Annotated in this window: 28 protein-coding genes; 13 read left to right on the forward strand and 15 right to left on the reverse strand. The window is 71.3% G+C overall.

The genetic code is table 11. The annotated features are described in order from the left end of the window. Positions 1–28 precede the first annotated feature (28 nt). Positions 29–1,006 (forward strand): YcjF family protein, encoded by a 978-nt coding sequence (locus VEC03_RS10235; RefSeq protein ID WP_324914892.1) that lies wholly within the window; start codon positions 29–31, stop codon positions 1,004–1,006. A gap of 6 nt (positions 1,007–1,012) precedes the next feature. Here VEC03_RS10235 and VEC03_RS10240 read toward each other — a convergent pair whose 3' ends face one another. Continuing rightward, positions 1,013–1,735, reverse strand: coding sequence for a helix-turn-helix domain-containing protein (locus VEC03_RS10240; protein ID WP_324914894.1), 723 nt, complete (start codon positions 1,733–1,735; stop codon positions 1,013–1,015). Between the two features lie 105 nt (positions 1,736–1,840). Here VEC03_RS10240 and VEC03_RS10245 point away from each other — a divergent pair, with 105 nt between their 5' ends. Continuing rightward, positions 1,841–2,170, forward strand: a complete 330-nt coding sequence (locus VEC03_RS10245; RefSeq protein WP_324914896.1) for an NIPSNAP family protein — start codon at positions 1,841–1,843, stop codon at positions 2,168–2,170. Between the two features lie 103 nt (positions 2,171–2,273). After that, positions 2,274–2,693 carry a VOC family protein gene (locus tag VEC03_RS10250; RefSeq protein WP_324914898.1) on the forward strand — a complete coding sequence of 140 codons (420 nt, stop codon included), beginning with the start codon at positions 2,274–2,276 and terminating at the stop codon, positions 2,691–2,693. 5 nt (positions 2,694–2,698) lie between these two features. Here the strand turns inward: VEC03_RS10250 and VEC03_RS10255 are convergent, their stop codons facing one another. The 7 genes from VEC03_RS10255 to VEC03_RS10285 form a co-directional block, all read right to left on the reverse strand. Beyond that, positions 2,699–3,010, reverse strand: a complete 312-nt coding sequence (locus tag VEC03_RS10255; RefSeq protein WP_324914900.1) for an MTH1187 family thiamine-binding protein — start codon at positions 3,008–3,010, stop codon at positions 2,699–2,701. Positions 3,011–3,152: 142 nt separating this feature from the next. Further along, entirely contained in the window at positions 3,153–3,548 is a 396-nt protein-coding gene (locus VEC03_RS10260) for a DUF2894 domain-containing protein (protein WP_324914902.1), read from the reverse strand. Then, positions 3,541–4,197, reverse strand: coding sequence for an OmpA family protein (locus VEC03_RS10265; protein WP_324914904.1), 657 nt, complete (start codon positions 4,195–4,197; stop codon positions 3,541–3,543). The genes VEC03_RS10260 and VEC03_RS10265 overlap by 8 nt, the downstream gene beginning before the upstream one ends. Then, positions 4,194–6,275, reverse strand: coding sequence for a hypothetical protein (locus VEC03_RS10270; RefSeq protein WP_324914906.1), 2,082 nt, complete (start codon positions 6,273–6,275; stop codon positions 4,194–4,196). Before VEC03_RS10270 ends, VEC03_RS10265 begins: the two co-directional genes overlap by 4 nt. Beyond that, positions 6,272–7,000, reverse strand: coding sequence for a DUF3348 family protein (locus tag VEC03_RS10275; protein WP_324914908.1), 729 nt, complete (start codon positions 6,998–7,000; stop codon positions 6,272–6,274). Before VEC03_RS10275 ends, VEC03_RS10270 begins: the two co-directional genes overlap by 4 nt. A 327-nt stretch (positions 7,001–7,327) precedes the next feature. Next, positions 7,328–8,056 carry a glutathione S-transferase gene (locus tag VEC03_RS10280; RefSeq protein WP_324914910.1) on the reverse strand — a complete coding sequence of 243 codons (729 nt, stop codon included), beginning with the start codon at positions 8,054–8,056 and terminating at the stop codon, positions 7,328–7,330. A gap of 35 nt (positions 8,057–8,091) precedes the next feature. Beyond that, entirely contained in the window at positions 8,092–8,754 is a 663-nt protein-coding gene (locus VEC03_RS10285) for a pseudouridine synthase (protein WP_324914912.1), read from the reverse strand. A 186-nt stretch (positions 8,755–8,940) separates the two neighbouring features. Between VEC03_RS10285 and VEC03_RS10290 the strand changes: the two genes are divergently transcribed. Next, complete coding sequence (locus VEC03_RS10290; protein ID WP_324914913.1) at positions 8,941–9,528, forward strand: DUF4136 domain-containing protein; 588 nt, start codon at positions 8,941–8,943, stop codon at positions 9,526–9,528. Between the two features lie 8 nt (positions 9,529–9,536). On the opposite strand, the gene VEC03_RS10295 is transcribed toward VEC03_RS10290, so the two are convergent. Further along, a complete protein-coding gene (locus VEC03_RS10295) occupies positions 9,537–10,571 on the reverse strand; it encodes a VWA domain-containing protein (RefSeq protein WP_324914915.1) in 1,035 nt (344 codons plus the stop codon). 191 nt (positions 10,572–10,762) lie between these two features. On the opposite strand from VEC03_RS10295, the gene VEC03_RS10300 reads away from it, so the two are divergent. Continuing rightward, on the forward strand, positions 10,763–10,999 hold the full coding sequence (locus VEC03_RS10300) for a DUF1653 domain-containing protein (RefSeq protein WP_324914917.1): 237 nt from the start codon (positions 10,763–10,765) through the stop codon (positions 10,997–10,999). Beyond that, entirely contained in the window at positions 10,996–11,835 is an 840-nt protein-coding gene (locus VEC03_RS10305; protein ID WP_324914919.1) for a 5'-3' exonuclease, read from the forward strand. Before VEC03_RS10300 ends, VEC03_RS10305 begins: the two co-directional genes overlap by 4 nt. A gap of 21 nt (positions 11,836–11,856) precedes the next feature. On the opposite strand, the gene VEC03_RS10310 is transcribed toward VEC03_RS10305, so the two are convergent. Then, complete coding sequence (locus VEC03_RS10310) at positions 11,857–12,609, reverse strand: spermidine synthase (protein ID WP_324914921.1); 753 nt, start codon at positions 12,607–12,609, stop codon at positions 11,857–11,859. A 103-nt stretch (positions 12,610–12,712) separates the two neighbouring features. Here VEC03_RS10310 and VEC03_RS10315 point away from each other — a divergent pair, with 103 nt between their 5' ends. Together VEC03_RS10315 and VEC03_RS10320 are read left to right on the forward strand one after the other, a co-directional pair. Beyond that, positions 12,713–13,522 (forward strand): alpha/beta hydrolase, encoded by an 810-nt coding sequence (locus VEC03_RS10315; RefSeq protein ID WP_324914923.1) that lies wholly within the window; start codon positions 12,713–12,715, stop codon positions 13,520–13,522. A 71-nt stretch (positions 13,523–13,593) separates the two neighbouring features. After that, positions 13,594–14,709, forward strand: coding sequence for an NADH:flavin oxidoreductase/NADH oxidase (locus VEC03_RS10320; RefSeq protein WP_324914925.1), 1,116 nt, complete (start codon positions 13,594–13,596; stop codon positions 14,707–14,709). On the opposite strand, the gene VEC03_RS10325 is transcribed toward VEC03_RS10320, so the two are convergent. Continuing rightward, on the reverse strand, positions 14,706–15,275 hold the full coding sequence (locus VEC03_RS10325; RefSeq protein WP_324914926.1) for a hypothetical protein: 570 nt from the start codon (positions 15,273–15,275) through the stop codon (positions 14,706–14,708). The two genes, VEC03_RS10320 and VEC03_RS10325, sit on opposite strands and share 4 nt — an antisense overlap. After that, positions 15,272–15,853, reverse strand: coding sequence for a sigma-70 family RNA polymerase sigma factor (locus VEC03_RS10330; RefSeq protein WP_324914928.1), 582 nt, complete (start codon positions 15,851–15,853; stop codon positions 15,272–15,274). The genes VEC03_RS10325 and VEC03_RS10330 overlap by 4 nt, the downstream gene beginning before the upstream one ends. 104 nt (positions 15,854–15,957) lie before the next feature. Here VEC03_RS10330 and VEC03_RS10335 point away from each other — a divergent pair, with 104 nt between their 5' ends. Next, positions 15,958–16,689 carry an FprA family A-type flavoprotein gene (locus VEC03_RS10335; RefSeq protein WP_324914930.1) on the forward strand — a complete coding sequence of 244 codons (732 nt, stop codon included), beginning with the start codon at positions 15,958–15,960 and terminating at the stop codon, positions 16,687–16,689. A 42-nt stretch (positions 16,690–16,731) separates the two neighbouring features. Here VEC03_RS10335 and VEC03_RS10340 read toward each other — a convergent pair whose 3' ends face one another. Continuing rightward, positions 16,732–17,529 (reverse strand): class I SAM-dependent methyltransferase, encoded by a 798-nt coding sequence (locus tag VEC03_RS10340; protein WP_324914932.1) that lies wholly within the window; start codon positions 17,527–17,529, stop codon positions 16,732–16,734. A gap of 169 nt (positions 17,530–17,698) precedes the next feature. On the opposite strand from VEC03_RS10340, the gene VEC03_RS10345 reads away from it, so the two are divergent. Further along, complete coding sequence (locus VEC03_RS10345) at positions 17,699–18,199, forward strand: GNAT family N-acetyltransferase (RefSeq protein WP_324914934.1); 501 nt, start codon at positions 17,699–17,701, stop codon at positions 18,197–18,199. Between the two features lie 146 nt (positions 18,200–18,345). On the opposite strand, the gene VEC03_RS10350 is transcribed toward VEC03_RS10345, so the two are convergent. After that, entirely contained in the window at positions 18,346–19,242 is an 897-nt protein-coding gene (locus VEC03_RS10350; RefSeq protein WP_324914936.1) for a BRCT domain-containing protein, read from the reverse strand. A gap of 302 nt (positions 19,243–19,544) precedes the next feature. Between VEC03_RS10350 and VEC03_RS10355 the strand changes: the two genes are divergently transcribed. After that, entirely contained in the window at positions 19,545–19,838 is a 294-nt protein-coding gene (locus tag VEC03_RS10355) for a hypothetical protein (protein ID WP_324914937.1), read from the forward strand. A 51-nt stretch (positions 19,839–19,889) separates the two neighbouring features. On the opposite strand, the gene VEC03_RS10360 is transcribed toward VEC03_RS10355, so the two are convergent. Next, positions 19,890–20,717 carry an IclR family transcriptional regulator gene (locus VEC03_RS10360; protein WP_324914939.1) on the reverse strand — a complete coding sequence of 276 codons (828 nt, stop codon included), beginning with the start codon at positions 20,715–20,717 and terminating at the stop codon, positions 19,890–19,892. A 73-nt stretch (positions 20,718–20,790) separates the two neighbouring features. Between VEC03_RS10360 and VEC03_RS10365 the strand changes: the two genes are divergently transcribed. Continuing rightward, entirely contained in the window at positions 20,791–22,524 is a 1,734-nt protein-coding gene (locus tag VEC03_RS10365; protein ID WP_324914940.1) for an FAD-dependent oxidoreductase, read from the forward strand. Next, positions 22,521–23,294, forward strand: a complete 774-nt coding sequence (locus VEC03_RS10370; RefSeq protein WP_324914942.1) for a glucose 1-dehydrogenase — start codon at positions 22,521–22,523, stop codon at positions 23,292–23,294. The genes VEC03_RS10365 and VEC03_RS10370 overlap by 4 nt, the downstream gene beginning before the upstream one ends. The last annotated feature ends 5 nt before the right edge of the window (positions 23,295–23,299 follow it).

The following is a 23,299-nucleotide window of genomic DNA, read 5'->3' on the forward strand; positions in this document are numbered from 1 at the left end:
CCAATCGTCTTTTCCAGGAGTCCCGCGCATGAACCCGTCCGATACCCAGGCCATCGTCACCCTCAGCCTGATGGCGGCCTTCGCCGACGGCGGCAAGCACGACCGCGAGCGGGAGGAGGTCCGGCGCATCGCCGACGGGCTGGCGCATGCCGATGCCGTGCACCTGCCCACGCTGGTGCAGGACGTGCTGATGAAGCGCGTGGACATCGCCCAGGCGGCCGCGGCCCTCGGTTCGCCCGAAGCGCGCCAGCTCGCCTACGAGATGGCCGTGTGCGTGTGCGACGCCGATGGCGTGCAGTCGGTGCCCGAGCAGCAGTTCCTGTCGCAACTGCGGGCGGCGCTGAAGCTGGACGAGGCCGGCGCCCAGCGGTTCAGCGACGAAGCGCAGGCCATGGCCGCCGCGCCGCTGCAGGGCCCCATGCCCGACGCCGGCGTGCGCGCGGCCGTGTCGCCGGTGCAGCCGGTGGGCGGGCGGCCTTCGACGCTGCCGGACGCCGAGCTGGACCAGATGATCCTGAACGCCGCCATCACCAACGGCGCACTGGAACTGCTGCCCGAATCGCTGTCGACCCTGGCCATCATTCCTCTGCAGATGCGGCTGGTGTACCGCATCGGCCAGTCCTACGGCTACGAGCTGGACCAGGGGCACGTCAAGGACTTCCTGGCCACCCTCGGCGTGGGCCTGACCTCGCAGTACCTGGAGCAGGCCGGCCGCAAGTTGCTGGGCGGGTTGCTCGGCCGGGTCGGCGGCGGCCTGCTGGGCGGCGTCGGGCGCCAGGCCGTGAGTTCGGGCATGAGCTTCGTGGCGACCTACGCGCTCGGCCATGTGGCGCGGCGCTACTACGCCGGCGGCCGCACCCTGTCCTCGCAGATGCTCAAGGAGACCTATGCCGGCATCGCCGGCGAAGCGCAGGGCCTGCAGGCGCGCTACCTGCCGCAGATGCAGCAGCAGGCGCGCACGCTGGACATGGGCAAGGTCATGGCGATGGTGGGCGGCCGGCGCTGACGGCGCTCACGGCGCGCTGGCCAGCGCCTGCCAGCGTTCCTCGCCCAGCCATTGGCGCAGGACGAGGGCGCCGGGCGGGGTCAGTGTCAGGGCGCGCGTGCCGGGCTTGCGCAGCAGCCAGCCCTGCTGCAGGCAGTGCGAGCAGAGCAGGGCGCCGAAACGACCGGCCAGGTGCATCCGGCGCTCGCCCCAGTCCAGGCAGGGACGGCACGCCGGGCGGGCGCTGCGGCCATCGCCGCGCAGGGCCTCCTGCGTCAGGCCCAGCGGCGCCAGCACTTCGGCGGCGCGGTCGGTGACGGTCGCGCTGTCGTCCTCGATCACCACGGCACCGTCCTGCACCAGCCGGTCGGCCAGCGCCACGGCGATGCCGCCGGCGAGGTGGTCGTAGCAGGTGCGCGCCAGCCGCAGGGCGGCATCGCGCGGCCCGGTGGCCACCCGGCGCGGCGCGACAGGGGACTGGGCCGCGAGCTGCAGCATGCCTTCCAGCAGGCGCGCCACCTCGGGCCCGGCCAGGCGGTGGTAGCGATGGCGGCCCTGCCGTTCCACCCGCAGCAACCCGCCCTCGACCATCAGCGCCAGGTGGCGGCTGGCGGTCGGCGGCGTGATGCGGCTGGCGTCCGCCAGTTCATGCGCCGTCAGGGCCCGGCCGTCCATCAGCGCCAGCAGCATGCCGGTGCGGGCCGGTTCGCCGACCAGCGCGGCGATGCGGGCGACCTGGTTGGTGTTCATGCGTCCTAGTGTGCGGCATCGCCGTAGCGCATGCTTCGTCCTGCGACGAAGCGTGGATGGGCCTCCGCGCCGCACCATGGCGGCCCACATCGAGACGGGCCCGCCATGACCCTCACCTGCTTCATCCGCTACCGCATCGACCCGTTCCAGCGCGAGGCCTTCACCGAGTACGCGCGGCAGTGGGGCCGCATCATCCCGCGCTGCGGCGGCCGGCTGATCGGCTACTTCCTGCCGCACGAGGGCAGCAACGACATCGCCTGGGGCCTCATCGCCTTCGACAGCCTGGCGGCCTACGAGGCCTACCGGGCGCGGCTGAAGGCGGACCCGGAGGGCCGCGCCAACTTCGAGACGGCGCAGCGCCTGCGCTTCATCCTGCGCGAGGAGCGCAGCTTCTGCGAAGCCGTGCCGGAAGCCTTCCTGCCGGGCAGCCGCTGAGTTCGCGCATGTCGATCCGGCGGGCCCTCGTTCGTCGTGCAACGGGCGGGCCCACGGATTGCCGCGTCCGCCCGTTCCCGAATCGACGACCAGGAGACCCACGATGCCCACGATCGACTGCTACATCTTCTTCGACGGCCAGTGCTCGCAGGCCATGCGCTTCTACGAGCAGACGCTCGGCGGGCGGATGGAGACCTTCATGACCTACGCCCAGTCGCCCGAACCCGACCAGTGCCCGCCCGGTTCGGCCGACCGGATCATGCATGCCTCGCTGGTGCTGGACGGCGACTGCCGGCTGATGGCCTCGGACTCGCCCGCCGGCCAGCACAAGCCCATGGCCGGGTTCGGCCTGGCGCTGACCTACCCGTCGGCGCAGGAGGCACGAAAGGTCTTCGAGGCCTTGTGCGCCGGCGGTTCGGTGACCATGCCCATGGGCAAGACCTTCTGGGCCGAAGCCTTCGGCATGTGCACCGACCGGTTCGGTACGCCCTGGATGGTGGGCGGCGGCCAGCAGGCCGGTTGAGCGGCTCAGGTGCGCAGCTTGCGGCCGAGCTTCTCCTCGACCGCATCGATCTTGCTGCGCAGCCGCGACTCGCTGCCCGCGCGCCAGTCCATCTTCAGGTTCATGCCGATGCGCGGGCAGTCGGCCGCCAGCGCCCGGAAGCAGTCGCCGACCACCGCCATCACCTCGTCCCACTCGCCCTCGAGGATGGTGCCCATGGCGGTGAGCTGGTAGGTGACGCCGCTGCCGTCGATGATGTCCAGGATGCGGGCCACGTAGGGACTGAGGCTCTCGCCCGGCCGGGCGGTGGGCGACATCGCGAATTCGAGGAGGACCATGTGTTTTCCTTGGGAACAGGTGCGATTCGAATGCGCACCAACCCTCGGATTCTGGTCATTCCCGCGAAGGCGGGACTCCAGTGCTCCCGCCTCCAGCCTCGCATGCCTTGCCAGGTGGCCAAGGCATGAGAACGGCGTCCCCCTACTTCTTCCGCCGCCCTCGCGCCGCCTTCTTCGCCTCCGCCGCCCGCGGAACCTGCTCCGCCGCCCGCTCCAGCCACTGCAGCGTCTCGACCTGCGCCATGAAGCGCCGCAGGTAGTCGGGCGACAGCTCCCCCATCCGCTCCAGCGCGCGCAGCACCAGCGCATGCGAGTTCAGCGGCCCGGCGTTGGCCGGCGTGCGCGCCACGGCCTGCTGCAGCTGGTCCATGGTGCGATGGCGGTCCCAGGCTTCGCGGAAGCGCCGCGCGCTGGCCAGTTCGTCCGGGTCGGGTGCGTCGGCATCGCCGCGCCGTGCGGCGCGAAGGCGCCGGATGTACGCGTTCAGTTCCGCCAGCGTGCGCGGCGAATCCGCCGGCCCGGCCGCGGCCTCAGCCACGCGGCGCCTCCGGCTTGGCCGCCGAGGTGCGCGGCACCGGCGCCATCTCCACCCGCCGGTTCAGTGCGCGTCCCTTCGCCTCGGTGTTCGGCGCCACCGGCTGCTCGGCGCCGAAGGCGGCGGCGAACACCTGCGAGGAGGGCATGCCGTCCTCGATCAGGGCGCGCGTGACGGTCAGCGCGCGCTGGGCCGACAGCTCCAGGTTGTCCTCGTAGCGGCGGCTGCCCTGCTGCACCGGCGTGTCGTCGGTGAAGCCGCTGACCATCAGCAGCTCGTTGCGCTCGCCCAGGTACACGCGCAACGGATGGACCAGGCTCCTGAGCAGCTGCCGCCCCTCGGGCCGCAGCTGGTCGGACCCGAGCGCGAACAGCACGCTGCCGCTGATGCCGATGCGGCCCTCGTTGACGGTGATGCGGCCGGAGGCCAGCGGCACCGCCAGCGCCTTCTCCAGCGCGATGCGGCGCTGCTCCTCGATGCGGCGCTTCTCGATCTCGGCTTCCAGGCTGGCTGCCAGGTCCATCTGCCCGACCAGCACGCCGATCAGCACCAGCACGAAGGCGCCCAGCAGGCCCGACATCAGGTCGGCAAACACCGTCCAGGCCGGCGCGACGTCCGGTGCGGTGGCTTCGTTGTCGTCGACGCCGGTCATTCGGTGCCTATGTCGGCGACTACCGTCGTGGTCCGCGGCTGGCCCTTCAGCTCGCGCAGGCTGTCGACCATGGATTGCTGCGAGGCGATGCTCAGGTCGATGACCTCGCGCGCCTGCGCCACGTAGTAGGCCAGCTGCTCGTCGCTGCGCTCGGTCGACTTGCGCAGCGAGGACTCCACCTGCTGCAGCGTGCCGGTCAACTTGTCGTGGCTGGCCTGGAAGGCTTGCACGCTCTCGCCGAAGGATTCGGCCACGCCGGCCAGCCGGGCCGCGCCCTCGGCCACCTGCGACCCCATCTCGGCCGCCTGCGCCCCCTGCGCCTCCAGGGCCTGCCCGAAGCGCGATTGCGCCTGCTCCAGCACCGAGGTCGCGGAGCCGACCAGCGACTCGATGGCGCCGCGCTGATCGCCCGCTGCCTGCTCCAGCGACTGGATCAGCGCGCCCAGCCGCTCCAGCAGCACGGTGCGCTCCTGCAGCGCCAGGTTGTCGCGCTCGGCCACGCGGCTCATCTCCTCGCGCAGCTGCGAGATCACGCCGGCGGCGGCCTGCGGCACTTCGGCGGCGGTGTTCAGCAGGCGGGTGAGCGGTGCCTCCAGCGCCGCGCCCAGGGTGGCGAGGTGCCCGGTGACGGCCCCCTGCAGTTCCGACAGCCGCTGCACCGCCGCTTCGCCGCGTGCGCTTTCCTCCGCGCGCAGCGTGGACAGGTGCTGGGCCAGCGTGGCCTGCAGCTCGCCCAGGCGCTGCGCGGCCTGCTCGCCGCGCTGGCTCTCGTCCTGCCGCAGGCCGGCGAGGTGTTGCGCCAGGGTGGCCTGCAGGTCGGCCAGTCGCCCGACGGCCGCTTCACCGCGGCGGCTTTCGTCCTCGCGCAGCGCGGCCAGTTCGCTGCGCCAGGTCGCCGCCAACTGGTCCATGCGCTCGCCGTGCTCCTGCAGCCAGCGCGCCTCGGCCTCGGCGCGCGAGCGCACCAGCTCGCCCGACTGCTCCAGCAGCCGCCTGACCTCCTCCAGCGCGAGCTGCGCCTCGCCGCCTGCGCGCTCGGCCACCTGGGTGGCGCGCTGCTCCAGCGCCGCGGTCCAGGCCTGCAGGCGCTGCTGCTCGGCGGCCGCGAATCGGGTCGACAGGGATTCCGCCTGCGATCGAGCGACCTCGCCCAGGCGCGCGTGCAGGCCTTGCGCTTCCTGCACCAGCTGCGCCATCGCCGACTGCACGACGGGGCGGATCGCTTCGCCCGTGGCCTGGGTGCTGGCAGCCAGGTTCTGCTGCAGCGAGGCGGCCACGCTGCGGGCCAGCTCGCCGTAGGCCGCGGTGACCTCGCGCTGCAGTTGCTCCTGCCGTTCCAGCAGCTGCGCATCGAGCTGCTCGCTGCGCCGTTCGATGCGCTCCAGCAGGGCGTGCAGCGATTCCGCCACCTCGGGCAGCACGCGCGACTGCGCCTGCAGCGCGCGCAGGGATTCCTGCCGCTGCTGCGCCAGCGAGAAGGGCTGCAGCACGCCGGCGACGGCGGCGTCCAGCCGGCGTGCGGCTTCCAGCCGCTCGCGCCGCGCGATCGCGGACATCAGCCCCAGCATGGCGGAGGCCGCCACGCCGGCCACCGAGGTGCCGAAGGACAGGCTCAGTCCCCTGATCGGCTCGGCCAGCGCGGCGCGGATGGCCTGCACGTCGGTGGAGCCCTGCAGCGCGAACACCGCGCCCTTGAAGGTGACCACCATGCCCAGGAAGGTGCCCAGCATGCCCAGCATGACCAGCAGGCCGACCAGGTAGGGCGTGAGCGCCGGGCCGGGCAGGGCGCCACGGTGGCCCTCGATGCGCAGCCGCACGGTGTCGCGCAGGGCGGCGGGGACCTGCTGCAGCCAGTCGGCCAGCGCGGCTGGCGGCGTCGTCAGTCCGTCCAGCGCTGCGCGCAGCGAGCCGGTGGCGACGCGGAACTGGCGCAGCTCGTTGGCGCCGACGACGTAGGCCGCTGCGATCAGGGCCGTCATGGCCAGCGCCAGCGTGCTGGTGCCGACGAAGCCGGTGGCGACCCAGCCCAGGGCGAGCAGGCCGAGGAGGAAGGCCAGGAAGAAAAGGCGTTGGCTCATGGGGTGTGTTCGTGTTCGTTGCGCAGCGCGTCCAGCAGCCCCGCCACGGGCTCCAGCCGCAGCTCCAGTTCGGCGAGCAGGGCCTGGCGCCAGTCCTCGCCGAAGGCGTGCAGCCAGCCGCCAGGCCTGGCCCACTGGGCGGGGTCGTCGGGTGTGTCGGCCGCCTGGGCCTTGGCGTGCGCGTGTCGCAACTGGTGGAAGCGGCGCTCCAGCAGCGCCGCGGCGGTGGGCAGCAGCTTCTGCTCGCGCACGGCGAGCACGTCCTCCAGCGCCGCATCCAGTTCGGCCAGCGGCCGCAGCCGCGGCGAGCGCCCCGCAACCTTCTGCCGCACGTGGTCGCGCAGGGCCGTGAGCATCTGCTCCATCTGGCGCTGCAGCTCCAGGTGGCGCTGCCGGAACGGCGCGTAGCCGAAGTCCGGGTCGGACGGCTTCAGGTTGGCCAGCGCCAGCGGGTCCTGCGCGATCGCCTTGGCGAGCACGCCACGCACCCGCTGCACGTCCTCGTCGAGGGCGGCGATCGCCTGGCTGCGTGCGGCGGGGCCGCGGGCTGCGCTGGCGGGTCGGGGGCGCACCGGTTGCTGCGCAGACTGCAGCCGGATCGCATCCAGCGGGCCGATCCACAGGCTGGTCCGCTCGGCGAAGTCCATGCCCGACCGGTCCGCCTCCACCGGCGTCCAGGCGCCGAGCAGGCGGACGAGTCGCGAGGGGCCGAACGTGCTGTGCAAGAAGCGATCCTCTGCACCGGGCAGGTGCGCTGCGGGTCCTTGTGGTTGATGGGGCGGGCGATGGCCCTTGGCAGGTGGGCCCGGATGGGCCCGGGAGCCGGAGCCCGGCTCGCCCCGCAGGCCGGGGCGTTGCCTGCCCGCGGGGCCCGTATTAGAAACGATCCGGCTGGGCTGGCCGGCGTCCGCACGCCCGGCGAGGGCACGGCGGCGCCAGCGGGCCGCGGCCATGTTGCGCGCGCCAGCCAGCCCCGTGCATATGTCGCGGCCGCTGCAATTGCTCGCAGACAGCGCGGCCGGAATGTGCGTGGGATCCCTGCGTTCCGCGCTTCAGCCGTCCAGTTCCGGGTAGCGCCGGAACAGCCCCTGCTGGTTGAAGGCGATGCGCCGCTCGCTGCCCAGGTAGCCGCGCAGGCGCCGGTGCGAGCCGACTCCGGCGTGCAGCGCCGCGACGAGCGGCGCCTTCTTCAGCACCCGCCGCGTCGCCTTCGGGAAGGCGTACTGCAGACCGTCCACCACCTGGAACAGCGACAGGTCGACATAGCTGAGCCGGCCGCCCACCAGGTGCGGCAGGGAAGCACCCGCATTGCGCGGGTTGCGTTCCAGCACCGCCTCGAACCAGGCCATGAACTTGGTCAGCCGGTTCCTGCGGAAGTCGGCCGCGCGCGCCTGCGCCTCGGCCTGCTGGTCCTCGTAGTACCGGCTGACGGCGATCGGGTGGTGCGTGTCGTGCACCTCCGCCACGAAGTCGGCGATGGTCAGCTGGACCTGGTGGGTCCAGAACGCGTCGGCCTCGCTGCGCCCCACCAGTCCGAGCCTGGGCCCGAGATACATCAGGATCGCCGCGGTCTGCGCCAGCACCAGCTTGCCCTCGACCAGGAAGGGCGGCGCGAACGGCGGCCGCGCGACCTCGGGCGAAGCCAAATAGTGCGTCATCGCCGGCATGCCGCCTTCCTCTCGCGCGACGTCGACGTAGGGCGCACCGGCCGCCTCTAGCGCGAGGCGCACGAATTCGCCGCGCCCCTGGATGGTGGGCCAGTAGTGGAGTTCATAAGGCATGGTGCGCGCCTTTCTTCGTCTTCGAGTTGCAGGGATCAGCCGAGCAGCGGCGCCCACTCGGGTCCGCAGGCGGCCGCGATGCGCAGCCCGCCTGGCAGTTCCAGGCGCGCGGCGTGCAGCCACAGCCGGGAGACACCCAGCCATTGCGCCACGGCGCGGTTGTGCGCGCCCTTGCCGTGCGTGGTGTCGCCCACCAGCGGGTGCGCGAGGTACTTGAAGTGACGGCGGATCTGGTGCCGGCGGCCGGTCAGCGGCTCCACCTCGACCAGCGAGTAGCGGCTGCTGGCGTGGCGGCCATCCACGCGGAACGGCCACTCGAAGCAGCGCAGGCGGCGGTAGCGGGTGAGGGCGTCCACGCGCGGCTGGCCGGCCGAAGGCTGCTCGGGGTCGCGCGCGAGCGGGTAGTCGATCTCGCCGGCTTCGGGAGGCCAGCCGCGCACCAGCGCCAGGTAGTGCTTGCCGATGCGCCCGGCCTCGAAGGCTTGCCCGTACTCTCGAGCAGCTTGCGCGGTGCGGGCGAAGAGCAGCACGCCGCTGGTCGCCTTGTCCAGGCGATGCAGCGGAAGCAGCCGCTCGCCGAGTTGCCGCTCCAGCATCTCCAGCGCCGTGTGCGCCTCGTGCGCATCGAGCCGGCTAGGGTGCACCAGCAGGCCGGCCGGCTTGTCGATGGCGACCAGGTCGGTGTCGAGGTGGAGCACGCGCAACTCGCCCGGAGGCTTGGGCCCGGTCGAAGACGTCGGAAGGGAGGAGGGCAGGAGCATGCGAGGGCCGGTCGAAGGCGCCATGCTGCCAGACGGCCGCGGCCTGCAAGCGCCGAGCTTGGTGCGCCAAGGTCCGGCCGCGGTCCTACATCGGATGGCCCCCCGCAGCGCGACCATGCGGCCATGACACCGTCCCGCCGCTCGATCCTCTTGTCCGCTGTCGCGCTGCTCGCCGCCTGCGCCGGCCCGCCACCGCCCGCGACGGTGCAGGTCTTCACCGGTCCGGTGCAGCTGCCGGCCGGATCCACCTATCGCTACGAGCGCCTGCCATCGCAGCAGGCACAGCCGCGGCGCAACGAAATGGAAGCCGCCGCCGATGCCGTGCTGGCCCGCGCGGGACTGCGGCGCGACGACGCATCGGGGCGGCTGGCCGTGCAGCTGACGGCCACGCAGGACCCGATGGGTTACGGGCCATGGGGCGGTCCGTATGGAGGGGGTTCGTCGGTCGGCATAGGCATCAGCGGCGGCAGCGGGGGCGGCGGCGTGGGCATCGGGCTAGGCATCCCCATCGGCGGCACCGGCGCGCGTGCCTCGCAGCGGCTGGACGTGCAGATCCGCGACCTGGCCAGCGGGCAGGTGGTGTTCCAGTCACAGGCCAGCGGCAGCGCCGGCGCCAGCCCGGTGGCACTGCTGCAGGCCGCGCTGCGCGATTTCCCGAACGCGCGCCCGGGCACGCGGCAGGTGCCGCTGGACGAAGCGGCCGCCCGCTGAGCGCGCCTTCAGGCGATGCGTCCGAACCAGAGCACCGACAGGCCGCCGCCTGCGAGTGCCAGCAGCGCCGAGGCGAAGGACAGCAGGCCGGTGAGTTCGGTCTCGCGCACCTCCACTTCGAGCCGCGAACCCAGGTTCTGGTAGACGCCGCGCAGCATCTCGGCGGTGCCCGCGTGGTGGTACTGGCCATCGGTCATCCGCGCCACCTCGCGCAGCGTGGGTTCGTCGAGCTGGACGTAGATCGGCAGGCCGTTGAACGTGGCTGCGTCGCTGGGCGAGCCCAGGCCGACCACGTAGATACGGACTCCGCGGTCGGCGGCCATCCGCGCCGCGTGCAGCGTATCCATGCCGGTCGTGCGGCGGCCGTCGCTCAGCAGGATGATGGCGGCCGAGGGGTACGAGCCCGGCGCCACCGGCGTGACCGGTTTCGGTGCCTTCTTCTCCTGCTCGTCCAAGCTGCGCCCCTGCGTCCCGTGGCTCCATGCCCCTTCGTCCACGGTGATGCCCTGGTCCGGGAACAGCTCGGCCAGGCACAGCACGATGGCGTCGCCCACCGCCGTGCCCAACTGCATCTGGAAGCGGTCGATGGCCGTGGCCAGCGCGGGGCGGTCCAGCGTGGGGCGCTGCGCGACGTGGCTGCTGCCGGCGAAGGTGACCAGCCCGACCTCGATGTCACTGGGCAGATACTGCAGGAACGCCTTCGCCGCTTCCTGCGCGGCCTCGAGCCGGGTCGGCTTGACGTCGTCGACCCGCATGCTGAGCGACACGTCCATGGCCAGCATGATGGTCGAGCGGGCCCACGGCAGCGAAACCCTCGCCACCGGCCGCGACACGGCCAGCAGCAGCCCGGCGAGGGCCACCAAGAGCAGCAAGGGCGGGACGTGGCGGCGCCATCGGGACGCGCGCGCCGCCTCGCTGGCGATGCGCACGCTGCTGTAGCGCAGGGCCGAGCGCCGTCGGCGCTGCAGCAGCCACACGTAGGCCACCGGCAGCAGCGGCAGAGCCAGCATCAGCCAGAGCAACTCGCGCCACAGGAACGACATCGGCGGCGACTCCGGGGCCCTCGTGCCACGGCACCTCATCCGGCGCCGGCACGCGGTCACGAGTTTTCACGCGTGCGATGGCATCGTGCCGGGGAAGCAGGGCGTTGGCAATGAGTTCAGCGCGGCCGTAGCGAACCCGTTCGGCATCGGCTGGCCCGCCGTCGCGCGCAGGCGCTGCTACATTGCCGCGCATGTCCGACCTCGCACCGCTTCCATCTGCGCGCACCGGCCGCTACCGGCACTACAAGGGCGGCGAGTACGAAGTGCTCGGCGTCGTGCGCCACAGCGAGACGCTGGAGCCGCTGGTGCTCTATCGCGCGCTGTACGGCGAGCAGGGCCTGTGGGTGCGGCCGCATGCCATGTTCTTCGAGCGCATCGAAGTCGACGGCGTGCTGCGCCCGCGCTTCGAGCCGATCGCAACGCCGTGATCGTCGACCTGGTCGACGGCACCTACGAGCTGTTCCGGCACTTCTACGGCCTGCGCCGCTTCACCAAGGGCAAGGACCGGCCCTACGGCGCCGTCGTCGGCGTGCTGAACGGCGTGCTGCAGCTGCTCGAGAACCGCGCCACCCACGTCGGCGTGGCCACCGACCACGTGATCGAGTCCTTCCGCAACCAGCTCTGGCCCGGCTACAAGACGGGCGAGGGCATCGAGCCGGCCCTGCGGGCGCAGTTCCATCCCTTGGAAGAAGGCCTTGCCGCGATGGGCGTGGTGGTCTGGCCCATGGTGGAACTGGAGGCCGACGATGCGCTCGCCAGCGCCGCGGCCCTGGCCGATGCCGACGCGCGGGTGCAGAAGGTGCTGGTCTGGACCCCGGACAAGGACCTGGCGCAGTGCGTGCGCGGCGACCGCGTGCTGCAGGTGGATCGCCGCGGCCCGCAGATCCGCACCGCCGCCGACATCCGCGACAAGTTCGGCGTCGAGCCGGCACTGATCCCCGACTTCCTCGCGCTGGTGGGCGATGCCGCCGACGGCTATCCGGGCATCACCGGCATCGGCGCGGTGGGTGCGGCGCGCCTGCTGAACCGCTACGGCCCGATCGAAGCCTTCCCGGCCGACGTGCTGGGCGCGCAGGCCGAAGCCGCGCAGCTGTTCAAGCGACTGGCCACGCTCCGCAGCGACGCGCGCCTGTTCGAGGACGTGGAGGCCTTGCGCTGGTCGGGGCCGACCCCGGCGTTCGCGGCGTGGACGGAGCGCATGGGCGAGCCGAAGTTGCTGCAGCGGGCGAGGGAAGTACAGCGGAAGGTGGCCGCGCGCGGCTGAAGCGGCGGCTCGCGCCGAGCGTCATCGGGCATTGGCGATCACGCCCGGCGTGCGCCGCGCCATCGCCAGCCACGCCGGCGCGGGCAAACCCCAGCGCCGCTGGATCTCGTCGGCCCGCAAGGCGAGCACGTCGTCCTCCGGCAGTGCGCCGCAAGGGGCGATCACCACCACGTTGCCTGCTTTCGTCGGCGGGAATTGCCACACCGCGGAGGGCCGCAGGCCGGCTCGCAGGCGCGCGACGCTGGCCCGCAGGTCCAGCGCGCCGCCGACCAGGTTGGCGACGACGGTGCCGCCCTCGTGCAGCGCGCTGCGGCAATCGGAATAAAAGCCTTCGCTGTCCAGCGCGGGCCGGTCGACGGCCGCGTCGTAGGCGTCCACCTGCAGCACGTCGACGCCGTGGCTGCCGCGCAGGCCGCGCATGAAATCGGCGGCGTCGGCATGCACCACCCGCAGGCGAGGGCCGTCCGGCGGCAACTCGAAATGCGTGCGGCAGGCTTCGATCACGCGCTCGTCGATCTCCACCGCCGTGGTGCGCAGGCCCAGCACGCGATGCGCGAACCGGGTGAGCGAGCCGGCGCCCAGGCCCAGCGTGACCAGGTGCTGGTGCGGCAGTTCGTCGGGATCGTGGAAGAGCAGCCAGCCGAACATGCGCACCGCGTACGCCAGCACCAAATCGTCCGGCGCAGCGATCCGCATCGCGCCCTGGCACCAGGGCGTGCCGAAGCGCATCAGGCGAAGTCCTTGCTGTTCGCTGATCTCGATGGCTTGCGGCATGGGCCCAGTGTGCCGCGACCGGAGTGCCCCGGCTCAGCCGGTGTCCCGCGTTGACCCGGCCCGCGCCATGGCCGATAGTCGCCAGCCACTTCCTGGGGTTGCCATGCCGATCTCCCCTTACGTGCGCGAAGCCGGCGCCGGTCCGGCGGTGCTGTGCCTGCACGCCAATGCCAGCCACTCCGGACAGTGGCGCTCGCTCATGGACCAGCTCGCCGGCCGCTACCGCGTGTTCGCGGTGGATACCTACGGGGCCGGCAAGTCGCCGCCGACTCCGCCGGGTCGCGACCTGCGACTGGCCGACGAAGTCGAGCTGGTCCACGACCTGCTGGCCTCGGTGCCGGAGGGCATGCACCTGGTCGGCCACTCGTACGGCGCGGCGATCGCGTTCAAGGCGGCGCTGATGCACCGGCCGCGCGTGCGCAGCCTGGCCGTGTACGAACCCACGCTGTTCGCGATGGTGGACCGCGACACGCCGCGTCCCAACGGCATCGAGGGCATCCAGCAGGTGGTGCGCGAGGGCGTGGCCAGCCTGGCGCGCGGCGATGCCGAAGCGGCGGCGCGCGCCTTCATCGACTTCTGGATGGGCGAGGGCAGCTACCAGCGCACCCCGCCCGACCGGCGCCCGGCGCTCGTCGAGTCCTGCCGCAACCTGCCGCAGTGGTCGCATGCGTTGCTCACCGAGCCGGCCACGCTGGACGAGCTGCGGCAGGTGCGCGTGCCGGTGCTCTACATGGTGGGCGGCCGCTCGCCCGAGTCCTCGCGCTGCGTGGCCGAGCGCGTGATCCCGGCGCTGCCGGACGTCCGGCGGGTGGACTTCCCGGAGCTGGGGCACATGGCGCCGGTGATGCATCCGCAGCCGGTGAACGAGGCGATCGCGGCCTTCCTCGACGAGATCGCGGTTCCGACGGCCTAGCGCGACCCTGGGCCGGCCAGCCCGGCAGCCCGGCCACAGCCGACACAATGGGGCCCTTGCCAGGAAACCCCATGAGCCGACTGTTCGAACCCCTCCAGCTGGGCGCGCTGCGCCTTCCCAACCGCATCGTCATCGCGCCGATGTGCCAGTACTCGGCCGACGAAGGCAGCGCGACCGACTGGCACCTGATCCACCTCGGCCATCTCGCGCTGTCCGGTGCCGGGCTGCTGATCGTCGAGGCGACGGCCGTGTCGGACGTCGGGCGCATCACGACCGGCGACCTGGGCCTGTACAGCGACGACAACGAACGCGCGCTGGCGCGGGTGGTCGGCGCGATCCGCGCCCATTCGACCATCCCGCTGGCGCTGCAACTGGCGCATGCCGGCCGCAAGGGATCCAGCCGCGCGCCCTGGGAAGGCGGCCAGCAGGTCCCGCCCGACGAACCCGGCGGCTGGGTCGCCGAGGCGCCCTCGGCCCTGCCGCACGGGGCGGGCGAGCAGCCGCCGGCTGCGCTCGATGCCGACGGCCTGGCCCGGGTTCGCGGGCAGTTCGCCGAGGCCGCCCGGCGCGCCGCGCGGATCGGCTTCGAGGGCATCGAGCTGCACTTCGCCCACGGCTACCTGCTGCACGAATTCCTGTCCCCGCTGGCCAACCAGCGCACCGACGCCTACGGCGGCAGCCTGGCCAACCGCATGCGCTTCCCGCTGGAAGTGTTCGATGCCGTGCGCGACGCCGTGCCCGCGGACCTGCCGGTGTGGGTTCGCATCTCGGCCACCGACTGGGTGCCGGGCGGCTGGGACGTGCCGGACAGCATCGTGCTGGCACGCGAGCTGAAGGCGCGCGGCTGCGCGGCCATCCACGCCAGCAGCGGCGGCGTCTCGCCGCAGCAGAAGATCACGCTCGGCCCGGGCTACCAGGTGCCTTTCGCCGAACGCATCCGCGCCGAGGTGGACCTGCCGGTCGTGGCCGTGGGCCTGGTCACCGAACCGGCGCAGGCCGAGGCCATCATTGCCAGGGGCCAGGCCGACGCAGTGGCGCTGGCGCGCGCCATGCTGTACGACCCGCGCTGGCCCTGGCACGCCGCCGCCGAGCTGGGCGCGCAGGTGCAGGCCCCGCGGCAGTACTGGCGCTCGCAGCCGCGCGAGCACAAGGACCTGTTCGCCGGCCTGAGCTTCGGCCAGCGCTAGGAGGACCAGGGGCTGTGCCGGAACTCGTACCGGCCCAGCTCGCGGCTGCCGTCGCCCTCGCGCGCGATCAACGTGAGATGCTGCGTGTGCGCCGGCAGCTGCCGCACCTGCGCGACGCTCGGCAGCACCAGCACCTCGCCGCGCGCCGGATCGAACGGAATGTCGTCGAGCCGGTGCACCACGCCGGGCTGGATCGACAGCTCCACCGCCAGGTCCAGCCGCTGCACGCCCTGCAGCGGCGCCTGCAGCCGGCTCACCAGCACCTCGTCATCGGGCGCCACGGTGCAGTTGACGCCGCCGTTGTGCGGCACCCGGTACTCGCGGATGCGCACGCCCCGTGCCGCCAGCCGGTCCACGAAACCGGCGCCTGCGACGACCGTGACGCGGCCGGCCCGCACGGCACCGCGCACGCCGGCGCCCAGTGCCACCAGCTGGTCCAGCCGCTCGCCGCAGGCGTCGCAAGCCATGAGGTGCGTGTCCACGGCTTCGCGGGTCGCGGCGTCGCTTTCGCCCAGCCAGTCCTGCAGCAGCGCGTCGACGGGAAGATGGTCGGTCGGGGCACTCATGCGCGGCTCCTTCCGGCGTCGACGCAGCGCCGCAGCCTGTCGAGGCCGCGGTGGCGGATCACGCGCACGTTGCCGGCCGACAGGCCCAGCTGGGTGCCGACCGCGTCGGACGGCTGCTCGTCGTAGAAGGTCAGCACCAGCACGGAGCGTTCGCGCTCGGGCAGCCGCCCCAGGCAGTCGGCCACGCGTTCATGGTCGAGCCGCGGGACGATGTGGATGTCGGCCTGCGGCAGCGAATCGGCATAGCGCTCCAGCAGTTCGTTGCGGCGGCGCTCGGTGCGGCGCAGGTCCGACACGGTCATGCGGCAGGTGCCGAGCACGAAGGAGAGCACGCGCGCCGGCTCGCGCACGCCGCCGGAGCGCAGCTGCTCGAGCGTGAAGGCCATCACGTGCTGCATGAGGTCGGCCGCGGCCTGCGCGTCGCGCAGGTGGCGCAGCCCGTATCGACGCACCCGCGGCGCCAGCCGTCGGTAGAGCTCGGCTTCCTGGTCGCGCGCCGCACCGGGCTTCGCCTGCGCGATGGCGCAGGCCAGCAACGCCTCGGGGCTGTCGACCTCGGTTGCGGACAGGGGCTCCATGGGCGCAGCATAGCCAGCCGCCGCCGGAAGAAAAAGAGCTGTAACGCGACGGCGGGTTCGCGCCACAACCTGCTGCCAACCACCCCTACCGACGAGGCACACCGATGATCACCAACCCGCAGTCGCGCACCAACGTGCACGAGATCGCCGACGGCATCTACCGCATCAGCACGCCGATCGACTTCCCCGATGGCAACGGCTTCAGCTTCAACCAGTACCTGGTGCTGGACGACGAGCCGCTGCTGTTCCACACCGGCCCGCGCAAGATGTTTCCGCTGGTGCGCGAGGCCATGGCCGCCGTGATGCCGGTGGAGCGCCTGCGCTACGCGGCCCTGTCGCACTTCGAGGCCGACGAGTGCGGCGCACTCGACCTGTGGCTGGCCGCTGCGCCGCAGGCCGTGCCGGTCTGCAGCCGCATCGCGGCCATGGTGTCGGTCGCGGACATGGTCGACCGTGCCCCGCGGGCGCTGGCCGACGGCGAGCAGCTCGACTTGGGCCGCCACACCCTGCAGTGGCTGGACACGCCGCACGTGCCGCACGGCTGGGACTGCGGGCTGATGATGGATGCGTCCACCGGCACCTTCTTCTGTGGCGACCTGTTCACCCAGCCGGGGCACGGCGAGCAGGCGCTTACCGAAGACGACATCCTCGGCCCGAGCGAAGCCTTCCGGCAGCCGATGGACTACTTCGCCCATGCGCCGCAGACCGCCGACACCCTGGGCCGGCTGGCGCAGCTGAAGCCGACCACGCTGGCCTGCATGCACGGGAGCGCATGGCGCGGGAACGGCGCGGTGCTGCTGCGGCACCTGGCGGAGGCGGTGACCGCCAGGGCCTGAAGGGCAGGGCTGCGACCCGAACGGTCGCCGCGCCGCCGCCGGCTACCGCTTCTCCGCGCGCGTCATCAGGAAGTCCTGCCGGACCACGTTGCCTTCGAGGTACTGCGCGATGAACGCGTCCAGGTCGGAGCGGAAGGCGGCGAGGCGCGCGGCGTCGTCCTTGAGCCCGGCGACGAGCTTGGCCACGGGCCCGAGCGTCTCCTCGATCTGCTTGCGGTAGTGCTGCGGGCTCAGCGTGGGGAAGACCATCACGCCGCGCCGGAACGAGAGATCGCGCACGGCGTCCCCGAGGCGCTGGCGGATCACGCCGGGCTCGCCCCACTGCGGCGGCGGCGCAGCCCCCTCGGGCGGCGGAACGTAGCGCGCGACCAGCGCGAACATCTGGCCCACGAAGTGCTCGGGCGGCCAGGTGGAAAAGGCGATGGTGCCGCCCGGCTTGAGCACGCGCAGCATCTCGCCGACGGCGACGTCCGGACGCGGCGCGAACATGTGGCCGAACTGGCTGAGGACCACCTCGAAGCTGGCGTTCTCGTAGGGCAGCGCCTCGACGTCGCCCTCGCGGAAATCGATCTTCACATCGGCCAGTTCCGCATGCCGTCGAGCGTGCTCCAGGAGCGCCGGCGACAGGTCGAGTGCGCTCACCCGGGCGCCGAGGCGAGCGGCGGTCAGGGCCACCACGCCGGTGCCGCAGGCGAGGTCTAGCACCGCCTGGCCCTCGCGGATGCGGGCGTGCCGGACCAGCTCGGCCGCGGGCACGGTGGTGTGGGTTTCGAGGGGGGCGAACAGTGACCAGCCTTCGCGTTGCGCGGCCTTCAGCTGGGCGAATGGATCGGCTGACATGGGCGAACTCCTTTCGCACGGGAACGCAGGGGAGCCGGATTCTTCGCCTCCCATGGCAGGCTCGCAAGTTCGATTCCTGCGAGCTGGACCGTGCCGGCGCGGCGCCGGCCGCGCGGGGTCTTCGCTGCTCGCGCCGGCACGGATGACCGGCTTCGGAGATCATCGGCCCATGATCGAGCTTCGATGCCTGCAGGACGCCCACATGGCCGACGTCCTGCGGATCCAGGCGGCGTGCTACCGGGAGATCGTGCCGGAATCGGAGGCGTCGCTGCGCGCCAAGGTCCTCGCGTCGCCGGCCACTTGCTTCGCGGCCGAGGCCGCCGTCGGCATGGTCGGCTATCTCATCTCCGCGCCCGTCCGCTTTCCGGACCTGCCGGCGCTCGACGCCCCGACCTTCCAAGTGGCGGCGGATGCCGACACCCTGTACATCCACGATCTCGCCATCGCGGACGCCGGGCGGGGAACAGGCGCCGGGCAGGCGATGGTGCGCGCCGCGTTCGATGCGGCCCGGTCGCGCGGCCTGGGCAAGGCCTGTCTGGTCGCGATCCAGGATTCGGTTCGCTACTGGGAACGGTTCGGATTCCAGAGCGTCGCGACGCCGCCTGGTCGGGTCGCCGTCAAGCTGGCGAGCTATGGGGTGGCGGCGCGGTTGATGCGGGCGGTGATTTGAGCGGAGGCGGCCGCTTCCTCCGGAGGCAAACAATTCGCTGAAGCCGTTACTGAACTGAAAGTATCAGGTGTGATCCGAACCGGACAGGTATCCGGGTGACGTCACAGAGTTCTTGCGCGCGCGTCAACTACGGTAAGTCCTTTAGGCTACGCGTCTAGCACTGCATCATGGAAATCGTTCTCGTGAAGGATCACTACCTTCACGCCCTTACGCCTCAGTTCCACCGCTCTTTCAACCTTCCGCCCGTAGCAGGCGAATGCCCAGCACGGGTTACCCTCTGCACCGATCACGAGGTAGTCGAGCTTGGCGGTGACGTTACGGATGGGTTCACCTCCAAGTTCGCGCACTGTGAACTCGAATTCGGATCGCTTGTACTTCGTCGAAACGCCAGTGAAGCAAAAGGTGGAGCCTGGGAAGGAGATCGTTGGCCCGACCGCGCAGAGAGCCCCAATAGTCTTCTCCGGACCATCAAACACGATTGGCCGCACGATCGTTCGCTCATCGAGCACCGCTAGAAACTCTGTAAAGAAGTACTGGAGCATCTTGTGCTCCGTCTCATCGATGCGACCGTCACGTAGCACCTTAGTCGTGAGAGCCTCAATCTCATCGTACGGCCAGCATGTCTTCAGGTGCTCGTGTTCGGAAAGCCAGTCTGAGAGTCCACGCAGTTCCTCGACAGCTATCTGACCGTCCGCGGCGATGCCACCGACCAGCGCGTGTAATCGTTGCAGATCTGCCGTGATCATGCTGAAGAACTCAGTACTTCTGAGCCGGTTACACAACCAGGTCATGTCCTCCCGCTCCTCGAGCGTCAAGACTCCGTCACCCAAAGCGGCCGACAAGGGTGGAATCAACTCACTATAGGGATGCCGGTTAGCGACGTCCTGATGGTCGGAAATCCACGTCCGCAAGATCGCCATCTCTCCGCTCGTCACCTTGCCATCTATAGCGATTCCTTCGAGAAGCCCAAGCAAGGAGTTCACCGACTTCTCAAATCTGCTCTTGCCGGTGAAGTGGAAATACGGTGCGAGGTCTGGATGCATTGCGCCAAATCGATGAAGCGCCATTGAGCGCGGCTTCCGCAATGTAGTAGCCCCGGAAAGGGTTGGCAATTACCCGATTACCCTCGCTAGTCAGAAGTCGCCCACTGTTAGACTTCCACCCATGCAACCCCGCACGTCCATCCTGGTCATCATTCGAATTACCCGCTGACCGGGAACGTGCGCGTCGTCCCGGTCAGCCGGGTCGACGCCTGGAGCAGCCTCTGCGCTCCCCCTTCGATCCACGCGCATCCCATTGCCGGCCCAGCTTGGCCGGTTGTCGCCGATGACCTGGATCGAAGTGAATGAACACCCTTGACCTCACCCGAACAGCGACCCGCCTGGAGCAGGTCTACCTGATCGAACGCGATGCCGGCCTCTTGTGCCGCATCCTCGGCCTCTACGCAGCGCGCGGTGTCGACGTGCTCGGCGTGGACTACGCCTACGCGGCGCAAGACGTCATGAAGCTGCAGGTGTCCGTGGCCCGCCGCCTGGCCGAGACCGAGGAAGTGGTGCGCGTGCTGGTCGACAAGGCTTCGACACTCATAGGGGTGCTGGCTGCGTCCGAGCAGGTTTCGGTGGAGCAGAGGGCGGCATAGGCGAAGCGGCCGACATGCAACGGCCGTTTGCCTCATCTCCCGCACGGCCCGCTACGCGACGACGTAGCCCAACCGCGCCGATACCTGCTCCGCGCACCGGCGCAGGGCCGTGGCGACACGGCCGTCCCAGGCACTGTCGAAGCTCGCTGAAGGGCCCATGGCCGTGATGCCGAGCACCAGCGTGCCGGTCGAATCGAACACGGGGGCACAGAACGCATCGATGCCGGCAATGGGCTGGCCGATGGTGCGCGAGAGGCGGTGCCGGCGCGTTTCCTCCACCAGCGCTTCGAACTGCCTGCGCGACTGCGGCTCGGCGTGCGGCCCCTGCAGCAGCAGGTCGTGCTCGCGCGCGAACGCGATCACCTTGGGGGGCATGTAGGCTGCGAACAGCCGCCCGGTGGCGGTGTTGCTCAGCGCCATCACGGATCCGGCGCGCAGGTTCACGTGCATCGGCTGCACCGGTTCGTCCAGCCGCACGATGGTCGGCCCGAAGGTGCCCCATACCGCCAGCGCGATGCTCTGGCCGGTCTCCTCGGCGAGCTGTTCGACCAGCGGCGCGGCCGCCTTCACGGGATCCAGCCGCTGCAGCTTGGATAGCCCGATCTGCAGCGCGAGCGGCCCCAGTTCGTAGCGGCCGGCGGCGTCCTGCACGACGAAGCCCACCTTCAGGAAGCTCACGAGGTAGGGGTGGGCCTTGCCGGCCGCGATACCCGCCGCCCCCGCCAGCTCGCGCAAGTGCATGGGGGCCACGTGCCCGGCGAGCACACGCAGCAGCAGGCTGCCCGTTTCCACCGACTGGATGCCCCGCCGGGGCTTGTCCCTGTTGCGTTCTTGCTTGCCGGCAGCCGGGGGGTCGTCGCGGGTTATCACTGACTTCATCAGATGCATTCGTCATTGACTAATGTCAACACAATAACGAAGATGAATCGTGGCGGCAACGGATGCAGGCGACATGAGTCAAGGCTTCGAGTGCGACGTTCTGGTGGTGGGCACGGGCGCCTCCGGCATGTCCACGGCCATCACGGCGGCATCCCAGGGGCTGGAGGTCCTCGTCGTCGAGAAGCAGCCGCTGTTTGGCGGCACCACGGCGCGCTCGGGCGGCTGGCTCTGGATCCCGGGCACCAGCCTGGCCACCCGGCAGGGCATCCAGGAGCCGCCCGGCGCGGCCCGCACCTACCTGCAGCACGAGGCCACCACCCACTTCGATCCGGCGCGCGTCGACGCATTCCTGGCGCGCGGCCCCGAAGCCGTCGACTTCTTCACCTCCCGCACCTGCGTGCAGTTCGACATGCCGCCGGTATTCCCCGACTACCACGCCGAGGCGCCGGGCGGCCAACAGGGCGGCCGCTCGATGGTGACGCGCCCGTTCGACGGGCGCGAGCTGGGCGAGCGGATCAGGCTGCTGTCGCCTCCCCTGCCGGAGCTCACCGTGTTCGGGATGATGCTCGGCTCCGGCAAGGAGATCCTGCACTTCATGCGCGCCTTCAAGTCGCTGGAGTCCTTCCTGTACGTGGCGCGCCGGCTCACGCGCCACGGCCTGGACGTGCTGCGTCACGGTCGCGGCATGACCCTCACCAACGGCAATGCACTGGCCGGGCGGCTGGCCAAGGCCGCCATGGACCTGGGCATCCCGGTCTGGCTGCGCTCGCCGGTGACGGAGCTGCTGGTGGAGGGCGACCGTGTCGTCGGCGCGCGGGTCGAGCGCGAGGGCTCGCCGGTCGAGGTGCGGGCGCGGCGCGGGGTCGTGCTGGCCTGCGGCGGCTTTCCGCACGACGTCGAGCGGCGCCGGCAGCTGTTCCCGCACGCAGCGAGCGGGCGCGAGCACCATTCGCCATCGCCCGCCACCAACGTCGGCGAGGGGCTGCGACTGGGCGAATCGGCCGGTGGCTATGTCGACCCCACGATCCCGAACGCCGCGGCCTGGGTGCCGACCTCGGTCACCACGCGTCCCGACGGCAGCCAGGGCGTGATGCCGCACTTCATTGACCGCGCCAAGCCGGGCGTGATCGCCGTCACGCGCGCGGGCCGCCGGTTCACGAACGAAGGCAATTCGTACCACGACTTCGTGCAGGCGATGGTCGCCGCGTGCCGCGGCACGGGCGAGGTCAGCGCCTGGCTGCTGTGCGACCACCGCGCATTGCGGAGCTACGGGCTGGGTTGCGTGGCGCCGTTCCCCATGCCGATCGGCCGCCACCTGCGCAGCGGCTACCTGAAGCGGGGCCGCACGATCGCGGAGCTGGCTTCGGCCATCGGCGTGGACCCCGGCACGCTGGAAGGCACCGTCACCGAGTTCAACCGCCATGCTGCGCGCGGCGAGGACCCGCAGTTCGGCAAGGGCACCAAGGCGTACAACCGCTACCAGGGCGACGCCCTGCTGCGACCGAACCCCTGCGTGGCGCCGCTGCAGCACCCGCCGTTCTACGCGATCAAGCTGGTGGTCGGGGACATCGGCACCTTCGCCGGCCTGGCTACCGATGCCCAGACCCGGGTGCTGCGGCGCGACGGCACGCCGGTGCCGGGCCTGTACGCCGTCGGCAACGACGCCGCCAGCATCATGGGGGGCAACTACCCCGGTGCCGGCATCACGCTGGGGCCGGCACTGACCTTCGGCTACATCTGTGGCATGCACCTGGCGCAGCCCGGGGCCGCGATGGCGGACCCGTCCCGCGAGGCGGTGCCCGCATGAAGCCGATCACGGCGCTGCCGGGCTTGCTCGACGGCCGGCTCGCGCTCGTCACGGGGGCGGCCCAGGGCAATGGGCGCGCGATCGCCCGCGGCCTGGCGGCGGCAGGCGCGCGGGTCGTCGTCACCGACCTGAACGAGGAGGGTGCCGCGCAGACCGCCGCACAGGTCCGCGACGCAGGCGGCACGGCCTGGTCGTTCCGGCACGACGTCACGGATGCCGGGCAGAGCCGGCGGCTGGCCGACCAGGTGGCGCGCGAGTGCGGCCCCGTCGACCTGCTGGTCAACAACGCCGGGATCATCATCCGGGAGAACAGCGCGAGCCCCCGCGCCCCGGCGAACTGGCGCCGCGTGATGGAGGTGAACGTCGACGGGGTCTTCCACGTCACGCACGCGTTCCTGGAGCAGCTGAAGGCAGGTCGCGGCACCATCGTGAACCTCGCCTCGATCGCCGCCTTCGCGGGGCAGGGCGGCAGCCTGGGGTACTCGCCGTCCAAGGCCGCGGTGGTGATGCTCACCCGGTCGCTTGCCATCGAACTGGCGCCGTCCGGCGTGCGGGTCAATGCACTGGCACCCGGCGTGATCGAGACACCGATGACCGAGGCGACCCTTGCCGACCCGCAGCGGCTCGCGCCCTTCCTCGCGCGCACGCCGATGGGGCGCGTCGGGCAGCCCGAGGAGCTGGTCGGCGCCGTGCTGTTCCTCTCCAGCGCCCTGTCCACCTACGTCACCGGCGTGACCTTGCCGGTGGATGGTGGCTTCCTGGCCACCTGATCGCG

Origin of the sequence: Ramlibacter sp. (genome assembly GCF_035627355.1) — a bacterium.
In the GTDB taxonomy this organism is placed as follows: Bacteria; Pseudomonadota; Gammaproteobacteria; order Burkholderiales; family Burkholderiaceae_C; genus Ramlibacter.